This is a genomic window from Agrobacterium sp. CCNWLW32 (assembly GCF_037083425.1).
Lineage (GTDB): Bacteria > Pseudomonadota > Alphaproteobacteria > Rhizobiales > Rhizobiaceae > Agrobacterium > Agrobacterium radiobacter.
Genome location: NZ_JBAOJM010000003.1, coordinates 73,373 through 88,330 on the forward strand (window position 1 = coordinate 73,373; position 14,958 = coordinate 88,330).

At 60.1% G+C, this 14,958-nt stretch carries 14 protein-coding genes and 1 tRNA gene; 4 read left to right on the forward strand and 11 right to left on the reverse strand.

The window, feature by feature from the left end:
- Positions 1-8: 8 nt before the first annotated feature.
- Complete coding sequence (locus V6R85_RS07635; RefSeq protein WP_020011674.1) at positions 9-818, reverse strand: alpha/beta hydrolase fold domain-containing protein; 810 nt, start codon at positions 816-818, stop codon at positions 9-11.
- Positions 819-965: 147 nt separating this feature from the next.
- Here V6R85_RS07635 and V6R85_RS07640 point away from each other — a divergent pair, with 147 nt between their 5' ends.
- Positions 966-1,865: a LysR family transcriptional regulator gene (locus V6R85_RS07640; RefSeq protein WP_060726767.1), complete on the forward strand. Its 900-nt coding sequence runs from the start codon at positions 966-968 to the stop codon at positions 1,863-1,865.
- A gap of 25 nt (positions 1,866-1,890) precedes the next feature.
- Here the strand turns inward: V6R85_RS07640 and V6R85_RS07645 are convergent, their stop codons facing one another.
- Positions 1,891-2,790, reverse strand: a complete 900-nt coding sequence (locus V6R85_RS07645; RefSeq protein ID WP_111834248.1) for a LysR family transcriptional regulator — start codon at positions 2,788-2,790, stop codon at positions 1,891-1,893.
- A gap of 191 nt (positions 2,791-2,981) precedes the next feature.
- Between V6R85_RS07645 and V6R85_RS07650 the strand changes: the two genes are divergently transcribed.
- Entirely contained in the window at positions 2,982-4,163 is a 1,182-nt protein-coding gene (locus V6R85_RS07650) for an MFS transporter (protein WP_112958741.1), read from the forward strand.
- Between the two features lie 62 nt (positions 4,164-4,225).
- A complete protein-coding gene (locus V6R85_RS07655) occupies positions 4,226-5,059 on the forward strand; it encodes an aldo/keto reductase (RefSeq protein WP_080866417.1) in 834 nt (277 codons plus the stop codon).
- A gap of 219 nt (positions 5,060-5,278) precedes the next feature.
- Here V6R85_RS07655 and V6R85_RS07660 read toward each other — a convergent pair whose 3' ends face one another.
- On the reverse strand, positions 5,279-7,240 hold the full coding sequence (locus tag V6R85_RS07660; protein WP_111798237.1) for a methyl-accepting chemotaxis protein: 1,962 nt from the start codon (positions 7,238-7,240) through the stop codon (positions 5,279-5,281).
- 313 nt (positions 7,241-7,553) lie between these two features.
- Positions 7,554-7,628: transfer RNA gene (locus V6R85_RS07665), tRNA-Gly, on the reverse strand.
- 368 nt (positions 7,629-7,996) lie between these two features.
- On the opposite strand from V6R85_RS07665, the gene V6R85_RS07670 reads away from it, so the two are divergent.
- Positions 7,997-8,218, forward strand: a complete 222-nt coding sequence (locus tag V6R85_RS07670; protein WP_004429892.1) for a hypothetical protein — start codon at positions 7,997-7,999, stop codon at positions 8,216-8,218.
- A gap of 70 nt (positions 8,219-8,288) precedes the next feature.
- Here V6R85_RS07670 and dps read toward each other — a convergent pair whose 3' ends face one another.
- The 7 genes from dps to V6R85_RS07705 form a co-directional block, all read right to left on the reverse strand.
- Positions 8,289-8,777 carry a DNA starvation/stationary phase protection protein Dps gene (gene dps, locus V6R85_RS07675; protein ID WP_004429894.1) on the reverse strand — a complete coding sequence of 163 codons (489 nt, stop codon included), beginning with the start codon at positions 8,775-8,777 and terminating at the stop codon, positions 8,289-8,291.
- 122 nt (positions 8,778-8,899) lie between these two features.
- Positions 8,900-9,658 (reverse strand): iron ABC transporter ATP-binding protein, encoded by a 759-nt coding sequence (locus V6R85_RS07680; protein WP_111834084.1) that lies wholly within the window; start codon positions 9,656-9,658, stop codon positions 8,900-8,902.
- Entirely contained in the window at positions 9,655-10,623 is a 969-nt protein-coding gene (locus V6R85_RS07685) for an iron chelate uptake ABC transporter family permease subunit (RefSeq protein ID WP_099085885.1), read from the reverse strand. Before V6R85_RS07685 ends, V6R85_RS07680 begins: the two co-directional genes overlap by 4 nt.
- Positions 10,616-11,581 carry an ABC transporter permease gene (locus V6R85_RS07690; RefSeq protein WP_004429900.1) on the reverse strand — a complete coding sequence of 322 codons (966 nt, stop codon included), beginning with the start codon at positions 11,579-11,581 and terminating at the stop codon, positions 10,616-10,618. The genes V6R85_RS07685 and V6R85_RS07690 overlap by 8 nt, the downstream gene beginning before the upstream one ends.
- 149 nt (positions 11,582-11,730) lie before the next feature.
- Entirely contained in the window at positions 11,731-12,669 is a 939-nt protein-coding gene (locus V6R85_RS07695; RefSeq protein ID WP_020808784.1) for a siderophore ABC transporter substrate-binding protein, read from the reverse strand.
- A gap of 333 nt (positions 12,670-13,002) precedes the next feature.
- Entirely contained in the window at positions 13,003-13,263 is a 261-nt protein-coding gene (locus V6R85_RS07700) for a hypothetical protein (RefSeq protein ID WP_060723731.1), read from the reverse strand.
- A 128-nt stretch (positions 13,264-13,391) separates the two neighbouring features.
- Positions 13,392-14,909: a tripartite tricarboxylate transporter permease gene (locus V6R85_RS07705; protein ID WP_004429907.1), complete on the reverse strand. Its 1,518-nt coding sequence runs from the start codon at positions 14,907-14,909 to the stop codon at positions 13,392-13,394.
- Between the last annotated feature and the right edge of the window lie 49 nt (positions 14,910-14,958).

Genomic DNA, 14,958 nt, shown 5'->3' on the forward strand with positions numbered 1-14,958 from the left:
TGCGGTATTCAGTGTTTCAACTGGTCAACAAAGGTCTTGAATTCCGAACAGACGGATGAGACCCATCCGCCGCCCTCTCCTTGATAGAGCCCCGTCCAGCCGACGCCGGCGGGAAAAACATGCTGCCGGACGCTGACGCCTGAGGCGATGAGGCGGTCTGCATAATTGACCGTTTCGTCGCGCAGAGGGTCGTCCTCGGCCGTAAAGATCAGCGCCGGCGCCACCCGGTTCAGCCGCGTGCACTGGCAGGGCGCGGCATAGGGGTGGAAGAACCCGCACGCCTTGGCAAGGTAATGGCTCCAGCCATCGGCCCAACGCTGGCGCATGCCGATCCTGTCCGCATCACGGAAGGATTCCGTCGTCATCATCGGGTCGATCATGGGCGACAGAAGAATCTGGCCTGCGAGCTTGCCCGGCATGCGGTCACGGGCCTTCAAGGCAAGCCCCGCCGCCACATTGCCGCCTGCTTCTTCGCCGGCCACAAACAGCAGCGATTTCGCGCCGCCATAGTGCTTGCGATCCCGGCTCAGATGATCGAGCGCCTCATAGGCGCAGTCGATCACCATCGGAAACTCGTTGCCGGACGGCTTGCTGTAATCGGCTTCCACGACCACTGCACCGCTTTCCGCAAGCGCGCGGGCCACCGGAAGCTCGGGGCAATTGCCGCCCGGCTCGAGGCCGGGTTCCAGAAAGGATCCGCCGCGCAGATAAAGCACGACAGGCGGATGGCTGCAGAGGCAGGAACCTTCATAACGGCGCACGGAGAGCTTCGGCGCGGACGCCTCGCTGCTGCCGATGTTTTCCCAATGCGCGTTCATGACTCCAGATCCTTTGCGCCGCCACCAATAGGCGGATCGTATTGCAAAATCTGAAATCCATATTATTGTTCGGATCGAAACGATCAAGCATGCAAATTTGAAAACACTATTCCGAAATCACGGATAATCACATCTCCGAGGCAGTGAATGGATCAGCTCTCCGCCATGCGGGTTTTTACGCGAGTTGTGGAAACCGGCAATTTCAGCCGCGCCGCCACCGCGCTGAACATGCCGAAAACCACTGTCACCAACATGGTGCAGGCGCTTGAGGCGCATTTGCACACCACACTTCTCAACCGCACCACGCGCCGGGTGATGCTGACAACGGACGGCGCTCTCTATTATGAGCGGGCCTCACAGATTTTATCGGAAATCGAAGAACTTGACGGCAGCATGTCCAGCGCACAGGTGCAGCCATCCGGCCGGTTGCGGGTGGAAATGGCCGGTGTCTTCGCGGACCTGGTGGTTATCCCACATCTTTGCGAATTTTACCAGCGTTATCCGCATATCCGTCTCGATCTCGGTGTCGGCGACCGTCTGGTCGATTATATAGCGGAGAATGTCGACTGTGCGCTGCGCGTCGGCGTGCTGCGCGATCAGTCGCTGATTGCCCGAAAAGTGGGCGAACTCCGGTTCGAGACATTTGCCTCGCCATCCTACATCGAAAACTTCGGCATGCCGCAAGAACCGGAGGATCTGGAGAAGGATCATTATTCGGTGGGCTACCTCAATGCCACCACCGGCCAGATCATGCCGGCCTCCTTCGACAATGGTGTGCGCAGCGTTGAACTGACCCCGAACTATGTCGTCTCGGTCAATGACAGCCGTACCTATCTCAACGCGGCACTGGCCGGCATGGGCATCGTGCAGCTTCCCGTCTTCATGGTGAGGGATGCGCTTTCGCGGGGTGAACTGGTGCCGGTGCTTTCCGAATGGCGGCGCGAGGCCATGCCGATCTATGTGGTCTATCCACAAACCCGGCATGTGACCAACAAGGTCCGCGTTTTCGTCGACTGGCTGGCAAAGCTCGTTCACGGCCTGGTGTGAGACGGCCAATCACCTTCCGGCCCAATCAGCGCCCGACCCTTGTGGCGAGGAAATCGATGAAGGCGCGCACGCGGGCGGCGAGATGCTCGTGGCCGGCATAAACCGCGTGGATCACCTCCATGTCCTCGGCGCTATACTCCTCCAGCACGGGAACGAGCAGGCCGGCCCTGATATCGGGCTCGACGTGGAATTCACCAACACGTCCGAGCCCCAGCCCCGCCAGGCAAAGCCTGCGCATCGCCATGCCGCTATTGACCGATGCATTGCCGGTGATGGGGAGGCGATACACTTCCGTCGATCCGGGATCGCGGAAGGGCCATTCGTTGAGGCTGCGGCTGAAATTGAAGCTCAGGCAATTGTGCTGCGCCAGATCCTGCGGTTTTTCCGGCATGCCGTGTTTTTCGATATAGGCAGGGGAGGCGACGATGACGCGGCGGACTTCTTTCAGCTTTCTTGCCTTCAGGGATGAATCGCCCATGGCGCCGGAGCGGATCGCAATATCGGTGCGCTCCTCGATCAGGCTGATGACGCCATCGGTAAGCGAGATATCCAGTTCGATCTCCGGATAAAGCGACAGAAATTCCGGCGCAAGCGGCAGGAGATAACGTTCCCCGAAGCCCAGCGTCGCGTTGACGCGCAGCAGCCCGCGCGGCACCACCTTGCCGCCGCTCGCCACGATCTGCTCCGTTTCAGTGATGTCGGCGAGAATGCGCCTTGCCCTAGCCAGATAGACTTCGCCCTCCGGTGTGAGCGTGACAAGCCGGGTGGAGCGGGCCAGCAGTCGCGTGCCGAGGCGGTCTTCGATGCGTGTGACAAGCTTGCTCACCGCCGAGGGGGAAAGCTTCAGCCTGCGCCCGGCCGCGGAAAAGCTGCCGAGTTCCGCCGCTGCCACGAAGACTTCCATTTCTCCGGCCCTGTTGTCCATCACCTCACCATCTGTGAAATCAATTCAAAGGCGTTTATCCAATCTTGCCGATTATCATGCAAGTCCCCTTCGCCCATATTGCATCCATAGATTTGATCCAACCGGACAGCGCCGCTGTCCAAATGATCCAAACCGACAGCCCTGCTGTCCAGAACGCCCGCGATCCCGCTCCGGGCGGAGAGGTAGTCATCATGCCATTGGCCATATTTGCCCTGACGATCGCGGCCTATGCGATCGGAACAACGGAATTTGTCATCGTCGGCCTGCTGCCGACGGTTGCCAACGATCTTCACATCACCCTGCCGCTGGCCGGTCTCATCGTCAGCGTCTACGCGCTTGGCGTCACCTTCGGTGCGCCGATCCTGACAGCGCTGACCGGCCGGATCGAAAGAAAGCCGCTGCTGCTCGGCCTCATGGCCCTGTTCATCGTCGGCAACAGCGCTGCGGCCCTGTCGCCGAGCTATGAGATGCTGCTCGTCGCCCGGGTCATTGCCGCCTTCGCCCATGGCGTCTTCTTCTCGGTCGGCTCCACCATCGCCGCCGATCTCGTGCCGGAAAACCGCCGCGCCTCGGCCATCGCCATGATGTTCATGGGGCTGACGGTCGCCATCGTCACCGGGGTTCCGCTCGGCACCTATATCGGGCAGGTCTTCGGCTGGCGCGCAACCTTCTGGGCTGTTGCCGCCCTTGGCGTGATTGCCTTCCTGGGCATCGCCACGCTTCTGCCGAACACGCTCAAGAAAGCGCCGCCGGCAAGCCTCCTCGATCAGGTCCGCGTTCTCGGTTCCGGCCGCCTGCTCATCGTTTTCGCCATGACCGCGCTCGGTTACGGCGGCACCTTCGTCGCCTTCACCTTCCTTGCGCCGATCCTGCAGGATGTGACCGGCTTTTCGGAAAAGAGCGTCAGCCTGATCCTCGTGCTCTATGGCATCGCCATTGCGTCCGGCAATATTGGCGGCGGCAGGATCGCCAACCATAACCCGGCCAAGGCGCTGATCGGTCTCTTCCTGGCGCAGGCCATCGTGCTGCTCGTCTTCTCCTTCACGGCCTTCTCGCCGGTGCTGACGCTTATCACGCTTGCCGCGCTCGGCTTCCTGTCCTTCGCCAATGTTCCCGGCCTGCAGCTTTATGTCGTGCAGCTTGCCAAGGAACACCGTCCCGGCGCGGTCGATGTCGCCTCGGCGCTCAATATCGCCGCCTTCAATCTCGGCATCGCGATTGGCGCATGGCTCGGCGGTCTGGTGGTGGAATCGCCGATGGGCCTTGCTGCAACGCCCTGGGTCGGCGCCATCCTCGTCGCCATCGCCCTGCTTTTGACCCTCTGGAGCAGCGCGCTCGACCGCCGTGCCGCGCTGACGCTGAAAACCGCCTGAGCTTTTCACAAAATTCCCGGCCATGTCCCAGGCTGGCCGGGCAACCTCAAAGGAGAAAATATATGTTTGATGTCACCGCAAATGGCGCTTCGATCCCGGCGCTCGGCTTCGGCACCTTCCGCATTCCCGGCCCCGATGTCCTGCGCATCGTTCCGCATGCGCTGAAGGCCGGTTTCCGTCATATCGATACCGCCCAGATCTATGGCAACGAAGCCGAGGTCGGCGAAGCCATTGCTGCTTCGGGCATTGCACGCGGCGAGGTGTTTCTCACCACCAAGGTCTGGGTCGAGAACTACAAGCACGAGGCCTTCCTCGCCTCCGTCGACGAGAGCCTGAAAAAGCTGAAGACCGATTATGTCGACCTGCTGCTGCTGCATTGGCCGAACGACGCGGTCTCGCTTGCCGAACAGATCGGAGCGCTGAACGAGGTGAGGCAAGCCGGCAAGGTGCGCCATATCGGCGTCTCCAACTTCAATACGGCGCTGATGGCCGAGGCGGTGAAGCTTTCCAAGGCTCCGATCGTGACCAACCAGATCGAATACCACCCCTATATCGATCAGGATGTGGTTATCGCTGCCGCCAAGGCTGCCGGCATGTCGGTAACGGGCTATTACGGCATGGCCGATGGCAAGGTCTTTGCCGACCCGGTGCTGAACGAGATCGCCGCAGGCCGAGGCAAGTCGGTGGCGCAGGTGGTGCTGCGCTGGCTCGTGCAGCAGCAGGGTGTCGTCGCCCTGTCGAAAACGGTCAGCGAAGCCCGTGTCGATGAAAATCTCGCCATCTTCGATTTCGAGCTTTCGGCCGATGAAATGGCGGCGATCCATGCGCTCGCCAAGCAGGATGGCCGCATTGTCTCGCCGGATGGGCTCGCGCCTGAGTGGGACGAGGCTGCCTGATTATCAGGGCCGGCATGGGAACTCCTAGTGCCGTCACCCCGGACTTGATCCGGGGTCCAGTGCGATCAAGTCATTAATCGTGGAAGATTCCTTTCATGGCGCCGACGCGCCATGGCTGGATGCCGGGTCAAGCCCGGCATGACGGAGGAGGTTTTCAACCTTTGTCACCAACTTCACGACACCCGGATAGTGATCCGGGTGTCTTTTGAGCGGGTGGGATCAGAATTCCGCCCAGCTCTGCTCTTTTGACGCGGTCGATACGCCGAGTGCCGCGGCCACCTGGCCCATCATGCGCCGTGCCGGCGATGGTCTCGGCTGGGCATTGTCCGCAACGCGCAGCTGCGTCGATGGCTGATGGGCGTTTCGGGTTTTGCGGGCGGTTGCGGCGGTGCCGTCGAGCCTGAACTGGCCGATGATTTCGCGGAGCGTCTCGGCATCGCCGGCAAGCGATGTGCTGGAGGCCTTGGCCCTTTCGACCATCGCGGCATTCTGCTGTGTCACCTGATCCATCTGGTTGACCGCGCTGTTGACCTCGGCCAGGCCGACCGACTGCTCCCTTGCGGAGGTTGCGATGGCGTCGAGCTGCGTATTGATGGCGATGACGTGGCCTTCAATAACCTTCAGGGCATCGCCCGTGGCGGTCACGAGTTTGACGCCGTTTTGAACCTCGTCGGCGGAGTTGCGGATAAGCTCCTTGATTTCCTTGGCCGCCTGCGCCGAACGCTGCGCCAGCTCACGCACTTCCTGCGCGACAACCGCAAAACCTTTGCCCGCCTCACCCGCGCGGGCTGCCTCGACTCCTGCATTCAGCGCCAGAAGGTTGGTCTGGAACGCAATCTCGTCGATGACGCCGATGATGTTGGAAATCTGGCTTGAGGAGCTCTCGATGCGCTTCATGGCGTCAACCGCATTTGCGACGACCTGACCGGAGGTTTGCGCCGATCGGTTCGCCTCCACCGCCACGCTTCGCGCCTCTTCCGTGCGCTTCGTCGAATTGCTGACGTTGCTGGTTATCTGGTCGAGCGCGGCGGCTGTTTCCTCCAGCGAAGCGGCCTGTGTTTCGGTGCGGTGCGACAGGTCTCCCGCACTCGAATTCAGTTCCTGCGAGCCGCCATCGATCGTCGCCGTGACCTCGGCAACCGAGAGCAATGTCTTGTTCAACTGACCGACGGCCATATTGAAGTCCGCCCGCAGGCTTTCGAAATCCGCCGCGAAAGGCGTCGTCAGCTGATAGGAGAGGTCGCCGTCGGCCATATGCTTCAGGCCGCCTGCCAGACCGCTTGTCGCCTCCGCCATTTCCGCCGCGCGCCTGCGGTCTATATCGGCGGCCCTTTGACGGTCCGCTTCGGACTGGTCGCGCACCTGGGCCGCATCCGCTTCCAGCCGGCGGGCCTTCAGCTCGTTGTCCTTGAAGATCTGCACGGCCTTGGCCATGGTGCCGACCTCATCGCGCCGGTCCGTTCCGTCGATGTTGGCGGAAAGGTCGCCATTGGCAAGCCTCTGCATGGTGCCGGCAAGCCCCTGCATCGGCGTGACAAGCCAGGTGCGGATCGCGAAATATCCGGCGACGACCACCGTAAGGAAACCGAGGATGACCGCTACGACGGTAATCAGCGCGGTCTGGTCGCTCGTCTCCGTCAGAGCGCCGCTCTCCGTGTCGTTGCGGGTTGTGATTTCCGTGGCGATCTGCGTCAGTTTCGCGCCGATCCTGGCGAAGACCGGCTGGCATTCCATGCCGAATGCCTTTTGCGATGCCAGTGCCTCCTCCACGTTCGATGCGGTGCGGCCCAGATTCCAGGCATTCTTGCACGTAACATTGTAGAGTCTCAGCGCTTCGTCCTTGAGTGCGGGCAGACGGCTGTCACCGGGGACCGAGGCGATGGCCTTATCCATCAACTGGGCAAATTCCCCACGCGTGGCCTTTGCCTCGACTTCGGCGGCGGCATTGCCCTCTTCCGTAAAGGCAATCATCATATCGGCCAAAGCGGCGCGTCCGTTCAACAAGGCATGGTTTGCCAGTGCCAGGTTGAGGGCTGCCGCGCTGTCATGCTCGATAAGGTCGCTATAGCTCTTGTCGATTGTCTTGATCTGCACTGCGGAATAAGCCGCGATCAAGATTGCGCAAATGCCGAACAGCGCAAATACCGTCAGGAATTTTCCAACGACAGGAATATTTCTCATGGCAACAACTCCGATAGGAAATTGATCCCTTCATGGGTTCTGTGTCGGCATCATGCACTTTGATGGGGAATTATATACTTGGCAAATTAAGAAATAATTATGTATTATTAGCGGATATGCATTTAATATTCATTTTTACTTTGAATAAATTATGTAAAAGTAATGAATAATACTTTGATGGAGTGAGGTGATCAGTGGCATCTTCCGGCCTCTGTTCAACGCGCAATGCGGCTGAACGCCATGCCTGTGGCACAGCCAATCATGGTGCAGAGCTGAAATTCTTTTTTGATAGTTCTGTATCTGCTGGGAAAACTGGAGCGGGCGAAGGGATTTGAACCCTCGACCCCAACCTTGGCAAGGTTGTGCTCTACCCCTGAGCTACACCCGCTCAAATCCACCGGTCCGGGGTAGTTCGCTGAACCGTGGGCCACCGAAGCGGCGACGGGTGCTATATCGCTCAATCGTTTTTGGAATGCAACAGTTTCTTTTGCGGTTTCGGTGGAAATCCACGCGGCTGCACGTTTTTCCGCAGTGCAAGGGCGGCCGGGAACCGAAACAAGAGCGCGCCAGGGAGAAGATGTTGTTTCGATTGGGTTTTATCTCCTTCCTACGGAATATGGCGGTGGAGGAGGCCAGAAAATAACCTATTTACATTTGGTTAAAATCTGATTCGACAAGTGATTCGTTCGGGTGTACAAATTTGATGTCCACGAAAAAAAAGAAACGATACTTGGCATATCATCAGGAGGATGAGCCTTGTCGTACGCAGCTTTTGAACGGGTTGGCGCACAATTGTCGCCGGAGCAGATTACCGATCTGCAGAATATTTTCGATGGCGTATGTTTCGAGTGTTTTCAAGATCGCAGTAGCCACGTTGCCAATGAGTGCGCAGCGGTTCTTATCCGCAGCGCCCAGCGGGGCATTCTCGATCACGAGATGCTGCGGGACATCGGGCTTGCCGTTCTGCGGCGCCACTGACGCTTGAATACGAGAAAAAAGCGCCCGGATCATCCGGGCGCTTTGTTGTTGGGGTGGCGGATTTTTCCGCTCAGCTCTTTTCCTGCACATGCGCTTCCAGGAACCAAAGCGACTTGTCGAGATCGCGCGAGGCGGCGGTGAAGATGTCGGCCGTCGTCGGATCACCGGCCTCGTCGGAATCGTCGATGGCCTTGCGGATCATGTTCGCCACGTCGCCATAACGCTCGATCAGCGCATCCAGATGGTCGTGGATTTTGTAGATATCGGTCGGATAGGCCTTGAGCTTGGTCGTCGAGGAGACGGATTGCAGGCTGCCAAGCGCCGTGCCGCCAAGCTGGACGACGCGCTCGGCAATCGTGTCGCCGTGATTGTCGAGTTGTGTGCGGAACGTATCGAGAAGTTCATGGACGGCGATGAATTGCGGGCCCTTGAGGTTCCAGTGCGCCTGCTTGGTGATGAGCGCAAGGTCGATGACGGAAGCGAGCGATTCATTCAGAATGCCGATTACGGTCGACTTGGCGTTGGAAGGCAGGTCGTTCTTCGTCTTGTGCGTCTTCATCGATGTCTCCTGAAGTTGCGGACGGAATGCCGCTTTGGAAAAGTCCGTCGTTTAACGTCCGGGCCTGTGGCCCTGTTCCATGCTAAGCACTGGGACAGTAAAAATCCTGCACAATCATCATGTCATTCGTAAAACAGGCAGATGCGCCGGCCGTCTATCTCATTGACGCGGATCGGCATGTCGTAGATTTCCTGGAGAATCTCGGGGCGGATGATCTCTTCTGCAGGTCCGTGATGGCAGATGCGGCCCTCGCGCATGGCGATGATGGTGTCGGAATACCAGGAGGCGAAGTTGATGTCGTGCAGCACCAGAACCACGGTCTTTTTCAGCTCGTCGGCGGCCTTGCGCATGATCTTCATCATGCTGGAGGCGTGTTTCATGTCGAGATTGTTGAGCGGTTCGTCGAGCAGCACATAATCCGTATCCTGACACAGCACCATGGCCACGAAGGCGCGCTGGCGCTGGCCGCCGGAAAGCTCATCCAGAAACCGGCCGGCAAGGGGTTCGAGATGCAGATATTCCAACGCCCGGTCGATATGGACCTTGTCCTCGATGGTGGGGCGGCCCTTTGAATAGGGGTAGCGGCCGAAATCGACGAGGTCGCGCACCGTCAGGCGCGAGGAGATGTGGTTGTCCTGCCGCAGGATAGAAAGCCGCTTCGCCAGCGTGTCGGAAGCGGTTTTCGTAACATCGAGCCCGTCGACCGTGACGGTCCCGGCATCCATCGACATCAGCCGCGCCACGATGGAAAGCAGCGTCGATTTTCCCGCCCCGTTCGGCCCGATGATGGAGGTGACGCCGCCTGCCGGAATGGAGACGGAGACGCCGTCTATCACAACCGTGTCGCCATAGGATTTGCTGATCTGATTGGCGATGATCATCGCGCACCTCGTTTCAGAATAAGACCGATAAAGACGATGCCGCCCAGAAATTCGATGATGATCGAGAGCGCCGTATCGAAGGCGAATATCCGCTCCAGCACCACCTGACCGCCCACGAGGCAGATCACGGCGATGAGGATCGCGGCCGGCAGCACATATGCGTGCTTGCCATTGCCGGTGAGATAATGGGCAAGGGCCGCAACCAGCAGCCCGAAGAACATGACCGGGCCGACAAGCGCGGTGGAGACGGCAACGAGCACGGAGACCAGAACGAGGATGATGGTGACCGTGCGCTTGTATTCGACGCCGAGGCTGATGGCCGTCGCACGGCCGAGCGAGAGGACATCGAGCGTGTGCATGAGCCTCAGCCCGATGATGGTCACCACGCCGATGATGACGGCGGAGACCATGAGAAGGGTTGGATCGATGGAATTGAAGCTGGCGAACAGCACATCCTGCAGCACCGTATATTCATTGGGGTCGAGCACGCGCTGCATGAAGCCCGAGAGGCTGCGGAAAAACACGCCGAAGACGATGCCGACCAGTACGAGAAGATGCAGGCTGCGTTCCGCGCCGACGAACAGCCAGCGATAGAGCAGGGCGGAAAAGGCGACGAGCAGCCCGGTTTCGACGAGAAACTTCAGTTGCGGATCGATCATCACGACGGTTGCCGAGCCGAAGACGAAAATCAGCCCCGTCTGCATCAGCACGTAAAGCGAATCGAAGCCCATGACCGAAGGGGTGAGGATACGATTGTTGGTGACCGTCTGGAACAGCACGGTGGAGACCGCGATGGCATAGGCCACCAGCAAAAGCGACAGAAGCTTGATGCCGCGAAACGGCAGCACGAAGCTCCAGCTTCCCTTTGCGCCGAGCGTCATGAAGGCGGCCATGGAGAGGAGCGCGAATGCCGCAAGCACGAGCAGAACGGTTTTTGCGCGCCTTTCGGGGTTTCTCTCACGCATGGTGGCGTTTCCGCAGCAGGAGATAAAGGAACAGCACGCTGCCGATGACGCCGACCACGGTTCCGATCGGTATTTCATAAGGCGCGCGCACGGTTCGGCCGATGATGTCGCAGGAGAGAACGAAGACTGCGCCAAGCGTCGCCACCCATGGAACCGAGCGGCGCATATTGTCGCCGATCATCAGGCTGACGACGTTCGGCACGATCAGCCCGAGAAAGGGGATCATGCCGACGGTGACGACGACAACGGCGCTGACCAGCGAGACGATGGTGAGGCCGAGCGCCATCACCCGGCGATAGTTGAGGCCGAGATTGGTGGTGAAGTCGCGCCCCATGCCAGCCACCGTAAACCGGTCCGCGGCGAGATAGGCGGCAATGGCGAAGAGGAAACCGACCCAGAGCAATTCATAGCGGCCGCGCAGCACGCCGGAAAAATCCCCCGTCATCCATGCGCCGAGCGATTGCAAGAGATCGAAACGATAGGCGAAGAAGGTGGTGACGGCGGAGATGACGCCGCCCAGCATGATGCCGATCAGCGGCACCAGCAGCACGTCCCGCAATGGCACTTGTCTCAGGATACGCAGGAACAGCGCGGTGCCGGCGAGCGCGAAAACGGCGGCCACCAGCATCTTGCCGAAGATCGGCGTGTCGGGTGCAATCAGGGTGACGGTGAGCAGGCCGAGACCGGCGGATTCGGTGGTGCCCGCCGTCGAAGGCTCCACGAAACGGTTGCGCACCAGCATCTGCATGATGAGACCGGCAATCGCCATCGAGCTTCCGGCCAGTATCAGCGCCAGCGTGCGCGGAATGCGGCTGACGAGCAGCACGCGCAGTGCATCCGTGCTTGTGTCAGGTGCAAAAAGCGTGGCCAGAGAAACGTTGCTCACACCGACGAACAGGCTGACGATTGCGAGTGTCAGCGCCAGAAGAAGGGCAAGGATGAGAGACAGGGATTTCACGTTGGTGGTATTTCGAAAATAGCGAAAGCTCCCGGTGGCTTGGCAGGCTGCCGAAACAGGCGTCCGACCTCTCCTTGGTCCTCCTCGGGTCAAGCCCGAGGATGACTGGGAGTGTGGAGCAGCCTTCAGGAGCGAGTGCCCAGCAGTTTTTACGACTTCTTCTCGGAAACGGCCTTGTAGACCTGATCGAGCAGGGTGGTGAGCGCCGTATAACCGCTGCTGACGATATAGGCCGCCTGCGGGTCGAGATAGACGATCTGCTTTTTCTTCCAGGCATTGGTCTGGTGCACCAGCTCGTTATCCAGCACCTGCGCGGCTGCCTTGCCCGGATCGGTGGCGCGGCCGATGCCGGCATCGCGGTCGATCACGAACAGCCATTCGGGGTTGACCTCGGCCAGATATTCGAAGGACACGACGTCGCCGCGGTCGAAGCGGTCGTCAATATCGGCGGCAACGGGCTTGAAGCCGATTTCGGTGTGCAGCCAGCCGGTGCGCGAGCTTGGACCGTAAACGCCGACCTTGCCGGCATTGGTGACGAGGATCATCGCCGTGCCGGAGTTGGGAGCGATCTCCTTCAGCTTCGCGACCTTCTCATCGATGACGGCATCCAGCTTCTTTGCTTCTTCCTGCTTGCCGAAGATATCGCCGAGCTTGGTGATGTTGCCTTTGACGCTGTTGATGAATTCCTTGGAATCGATCGACATGTCGATGGCGGGCGTGATCTTCGCAACGTCAGGATATTTCGCCCGCGAACGGCCGCCGACGATGACGAGATCGGCTTCCGCCGCATTGATAGCCTCGTAGTCGGGTTCGAACAGCGTGCCGACCTTCAGATATTTGCCGTCGGCATATTTCTGCAGGTAGGTCGGCAGGTTGGAGCCGACGACGCCTGTTGGCTCGACGCCGAGCGCATCGAGATTGTCGAGCGAGGGAATATCGAGAACCAGAACCTTCTTCGGTGCCGCCTTCAGCACGGTCTCGCCCTGCGCGTGCTTGATCGTCATTTCCTCAGCGCCCGCAGTCATCGCGCCAAGGCTGAAGGCCGCTGCCGCCAGCAGCCGAACGGGGAAGGTGAAGTTGATGGCCACTTATATGTCCCTTGCAATATGGTTCTGAACCGGCGGAAGTGCTCCCGCAGGGTTAACTTGACGTTCGCTATCAGCTTTATTGGCAAGGTATGCGGAAATCAAAAATATGTTTTAGAACGGTTCTGAATTGCGGTGAGCGGGAAATGTGGGGACAGTGAAACATTTGCTCAAACCTCTTCCCGGTCATCCTCGGGCTTGACCCGAGGATCCACTGTGCTGGGGTGATGGATCCTCGGGTCAAGCCCGAGGATGACGTTGAGGGTGAGGAGAGGCCGGGGCCAATGTCGTGGGTGCCCTTTTATCCGTCTGTTTTACCCGTCACGACAGCCGCGCTCACTCCGGCGGCCAGTCACCAACGATTTCGCGTCTCTCCAGCTTCAGGGAGCGGTCTGGCTGTATTCGGTAGGTCTCAATCGCCAGCCGTCCGTCGCCCATGACGAATTCATTACTGAGCGTGCTGCCGATGGGAGATTTGGTCAATTTGGTGCGGGGCTGTCCGCCATAGGTGATGCTGCCGGGAATGGGCTCCACGTCGGGTGCGGCGGTGGCGCAGCCGACGAGGGCCAGAACCATCAAGATCGCGATCTTGCGCATGTTTTTCTCCTGCGTTTGGAGCGGAATCATATCATGGCCGCGTCTGCGCCACACATCCCGTTGGCGTGAATAAAAAAGCCCCGCATCCGAAGATACGGGGCCAGTTGCCCTGGGAGGTTTCCGGTTTATCAGTCCTCGTTGGCGGCAAGCTGCGTCAGCACCTCGCCGCGGCCGCGAATACGCATGATCAGCGGAATGATGAAGGCGGCTGCCGCGACAAGGAACAGGCCAACGGCAATCGGTGAGGTGAACAGCACCGTCGGGTCGCCCTGGCCGATGGCGAGCGCGCGGCGCAGCTGCTGTTCCGCAAGCGGGCCGAGGATGAGACCGACCACCGCAGGTGCAATCGGATAACCGAAGATGCGCATGATGTAACCGAGGATACCGAAGGCGAGCAGCATGCCGAGTTCGAACACGGACGGGTTGGCGCCGATGGTGCCGAGCGTCGCGAACAACAGAATACCCGCATAGAGCCATGGCTTCGGAATGGTCAGCAGCTTCACCCACAGGCCGACCAGCGGCAGGTTGAGCACCAGCAGCATCAGGTTGGCGATGAACAGGCTGGCGATCAGGCCCCAGACCAGCTGCGGATTGGTGGCGAACAGCAGCGGGCCGGGCTGCAGGCCGTATTGCTGGAAACCGGCGAGCATGATGGCGGCGGTCGCCGTCGTCGGCAGGCCGAGCGTCAGCAGCGGCACCAGCGTACCGGCGGCGGACGCGTTGTTGGCGGCTTCCGGACCAGCCACGCCTTCAATGGCGCCATGGCCGAATTCTTCCGGATATTTGGTCAGCTTCTTTTCGGTGGCATAGGACAGGAAGGTGCCGATTTCAGCACCGCCCGCTGGCATGGCGCCGATAGGAAAGCCGATCAGCGTGCCGCGCAGCCAGGCTTTCCAGGAACGCGCCCAGTCCTGCGCGCTCATCCAGACCGAACCCTTGACGGCCTCGACCTTGTCCGGGCCGGTGCTGCCCTGCGCGACGATGAACAGTGTTTCGCCGATGGCGAACATGGCCACCGCAAGCGTCGTTACTTCCACGCCGTCAAGCAGATCGGGAATGCCGAAGCTCATGCGGGTCTGGCCGGTCAGCTGGTCGATGCCGACGATGGCAAGGGCAAAGCCGATGAACAGCGAGGTGAGGCCGCGCAACGCCGAATCTCCGAAAGCGGAGGAAACGGTCACGAAGGCCAGCACCATCAGCGCGAAATATTCACGCGGGCCGAAGACCAACGCCAGCTTGACGATGTATGGCGCGATAAACGCGAGCGCGATGGTGGCGATGAGGCCGGCGACGAAGGAGCCGATGGCGGCGGTGGCCAAGGCCGGGCCGCCTCTGCCCTTGCGGGCCATCTTGTTGCCTTCGAGCGCGGTGACGATCGAGGCGCTTTCGCCCGGCGTGTTGAGCAGGATCGAGGTGGTCGATCCGCCATACATGCCGCCGTAATAGATGCCGGCGAACATGATGAGCGAGCCAGCGGGATCGAGCCTGTAGGTGACGGGCAGAAGCAGCGCGACGGTCAGCGCCGGCCCGATGCCGGGCAGAACGCCGACGGCGGTGCCGAGTGTGACGCCGATCAGCGCATAGAGCAGGTTCATGGGTTGGGCGGCAACCTCAAGACCGTGCAGCAGGAATTCAAAGGTACTCATGGACAGATGTCCCCCTGTCGGGCGGAACGGCTGGCGTATGCGTCATCGC

What these genes read in the sequence shown, in the direction of transcription:
- V6R85_RS07705 (WP_004429907.1), bottom strand. Translation starts at nt 14,909, where the DNA reads ATGAGTACCTTTGAATTCCTGCTGCACGGTCTTGAGGTTGCCGCCCAA.
- V6R85_RS07655 (WP_080866417.1), top strand. Translation starts at nt 4,226, where the DNA reads ATGTTTGATGTCACCGCAAATGGCGCTTCGATCCCGGCGCTCGGCTTC.
- V6R85_RS07700 (WP_060723731.1), bottom strand. Translation starts at nt 13,263, where the DNA reads ATGCGCAAGATCGCGATCTTGATGGTTCTGGCCCTCGTCGGCTGCGCC.
- V6R85_RS07640 (WP_060726767.1), top strand. Translation starts at nt 966, where the DNA reads ATGGATCAGCTCTCCGCCATGCGGGTTTTTACGCGAGTTGTGGAAACC.
- V6R85_RS07680 (WP_111834084.1), bottom strand. Translation starts at nt 9,658, where the DNA reads ATGATCATCGCCAATCAGATCAGCAAATCCTATGGCGACACGGTTGTG.
- V6R85_RS07645 (WP_111834248.1), bottom strand. Translation starts at nt 2,790, where the DNA reads ATGGACAACAGGGCCGGAGAAATGGAAGTCTTCGTGGCAGCGGCGGAA.
- V6R85_RS07635 (WP_020011674.1), bottom strand. Translation starts at nt 818, where the DNA reads ATGAACGCGCATTGGGAAAACATCGGCAGCAGCGAGGCGTCCGCGCCG.
- V6R85_RS07685 (WP_099085885.1), bottom strand. Translation starts at nt 10,623, where the DNA reads ATGCGTGAGAGAAACCCCGAAAGGCGCGCAAAAACCGTTCTGCTCGTG.
- V6R85_RS07660 (WP_111798237.1), bottom strand. Translation starts at nt 7,240, where the DNA reads ATGAGAAATATTCCTGTCGTTGGAAAATTCCTGACGGTATTTGCGCTG.
- dps (WP_004429894.1), bottom strand. Translation starts at nt 8,777, where the DNA reads ATGAAGACGCACAAGACGAAGAACGACCTGCCTTCCAACGCCAAGTCG.
- V6R85_RS07650 (WP_112958741.1), top strand. Translation starts at nt 2,982, where the DNA reads ATGCCATTGGCCATATTTGCCCTGACGATCGCGGCCTATGCGATCGGA.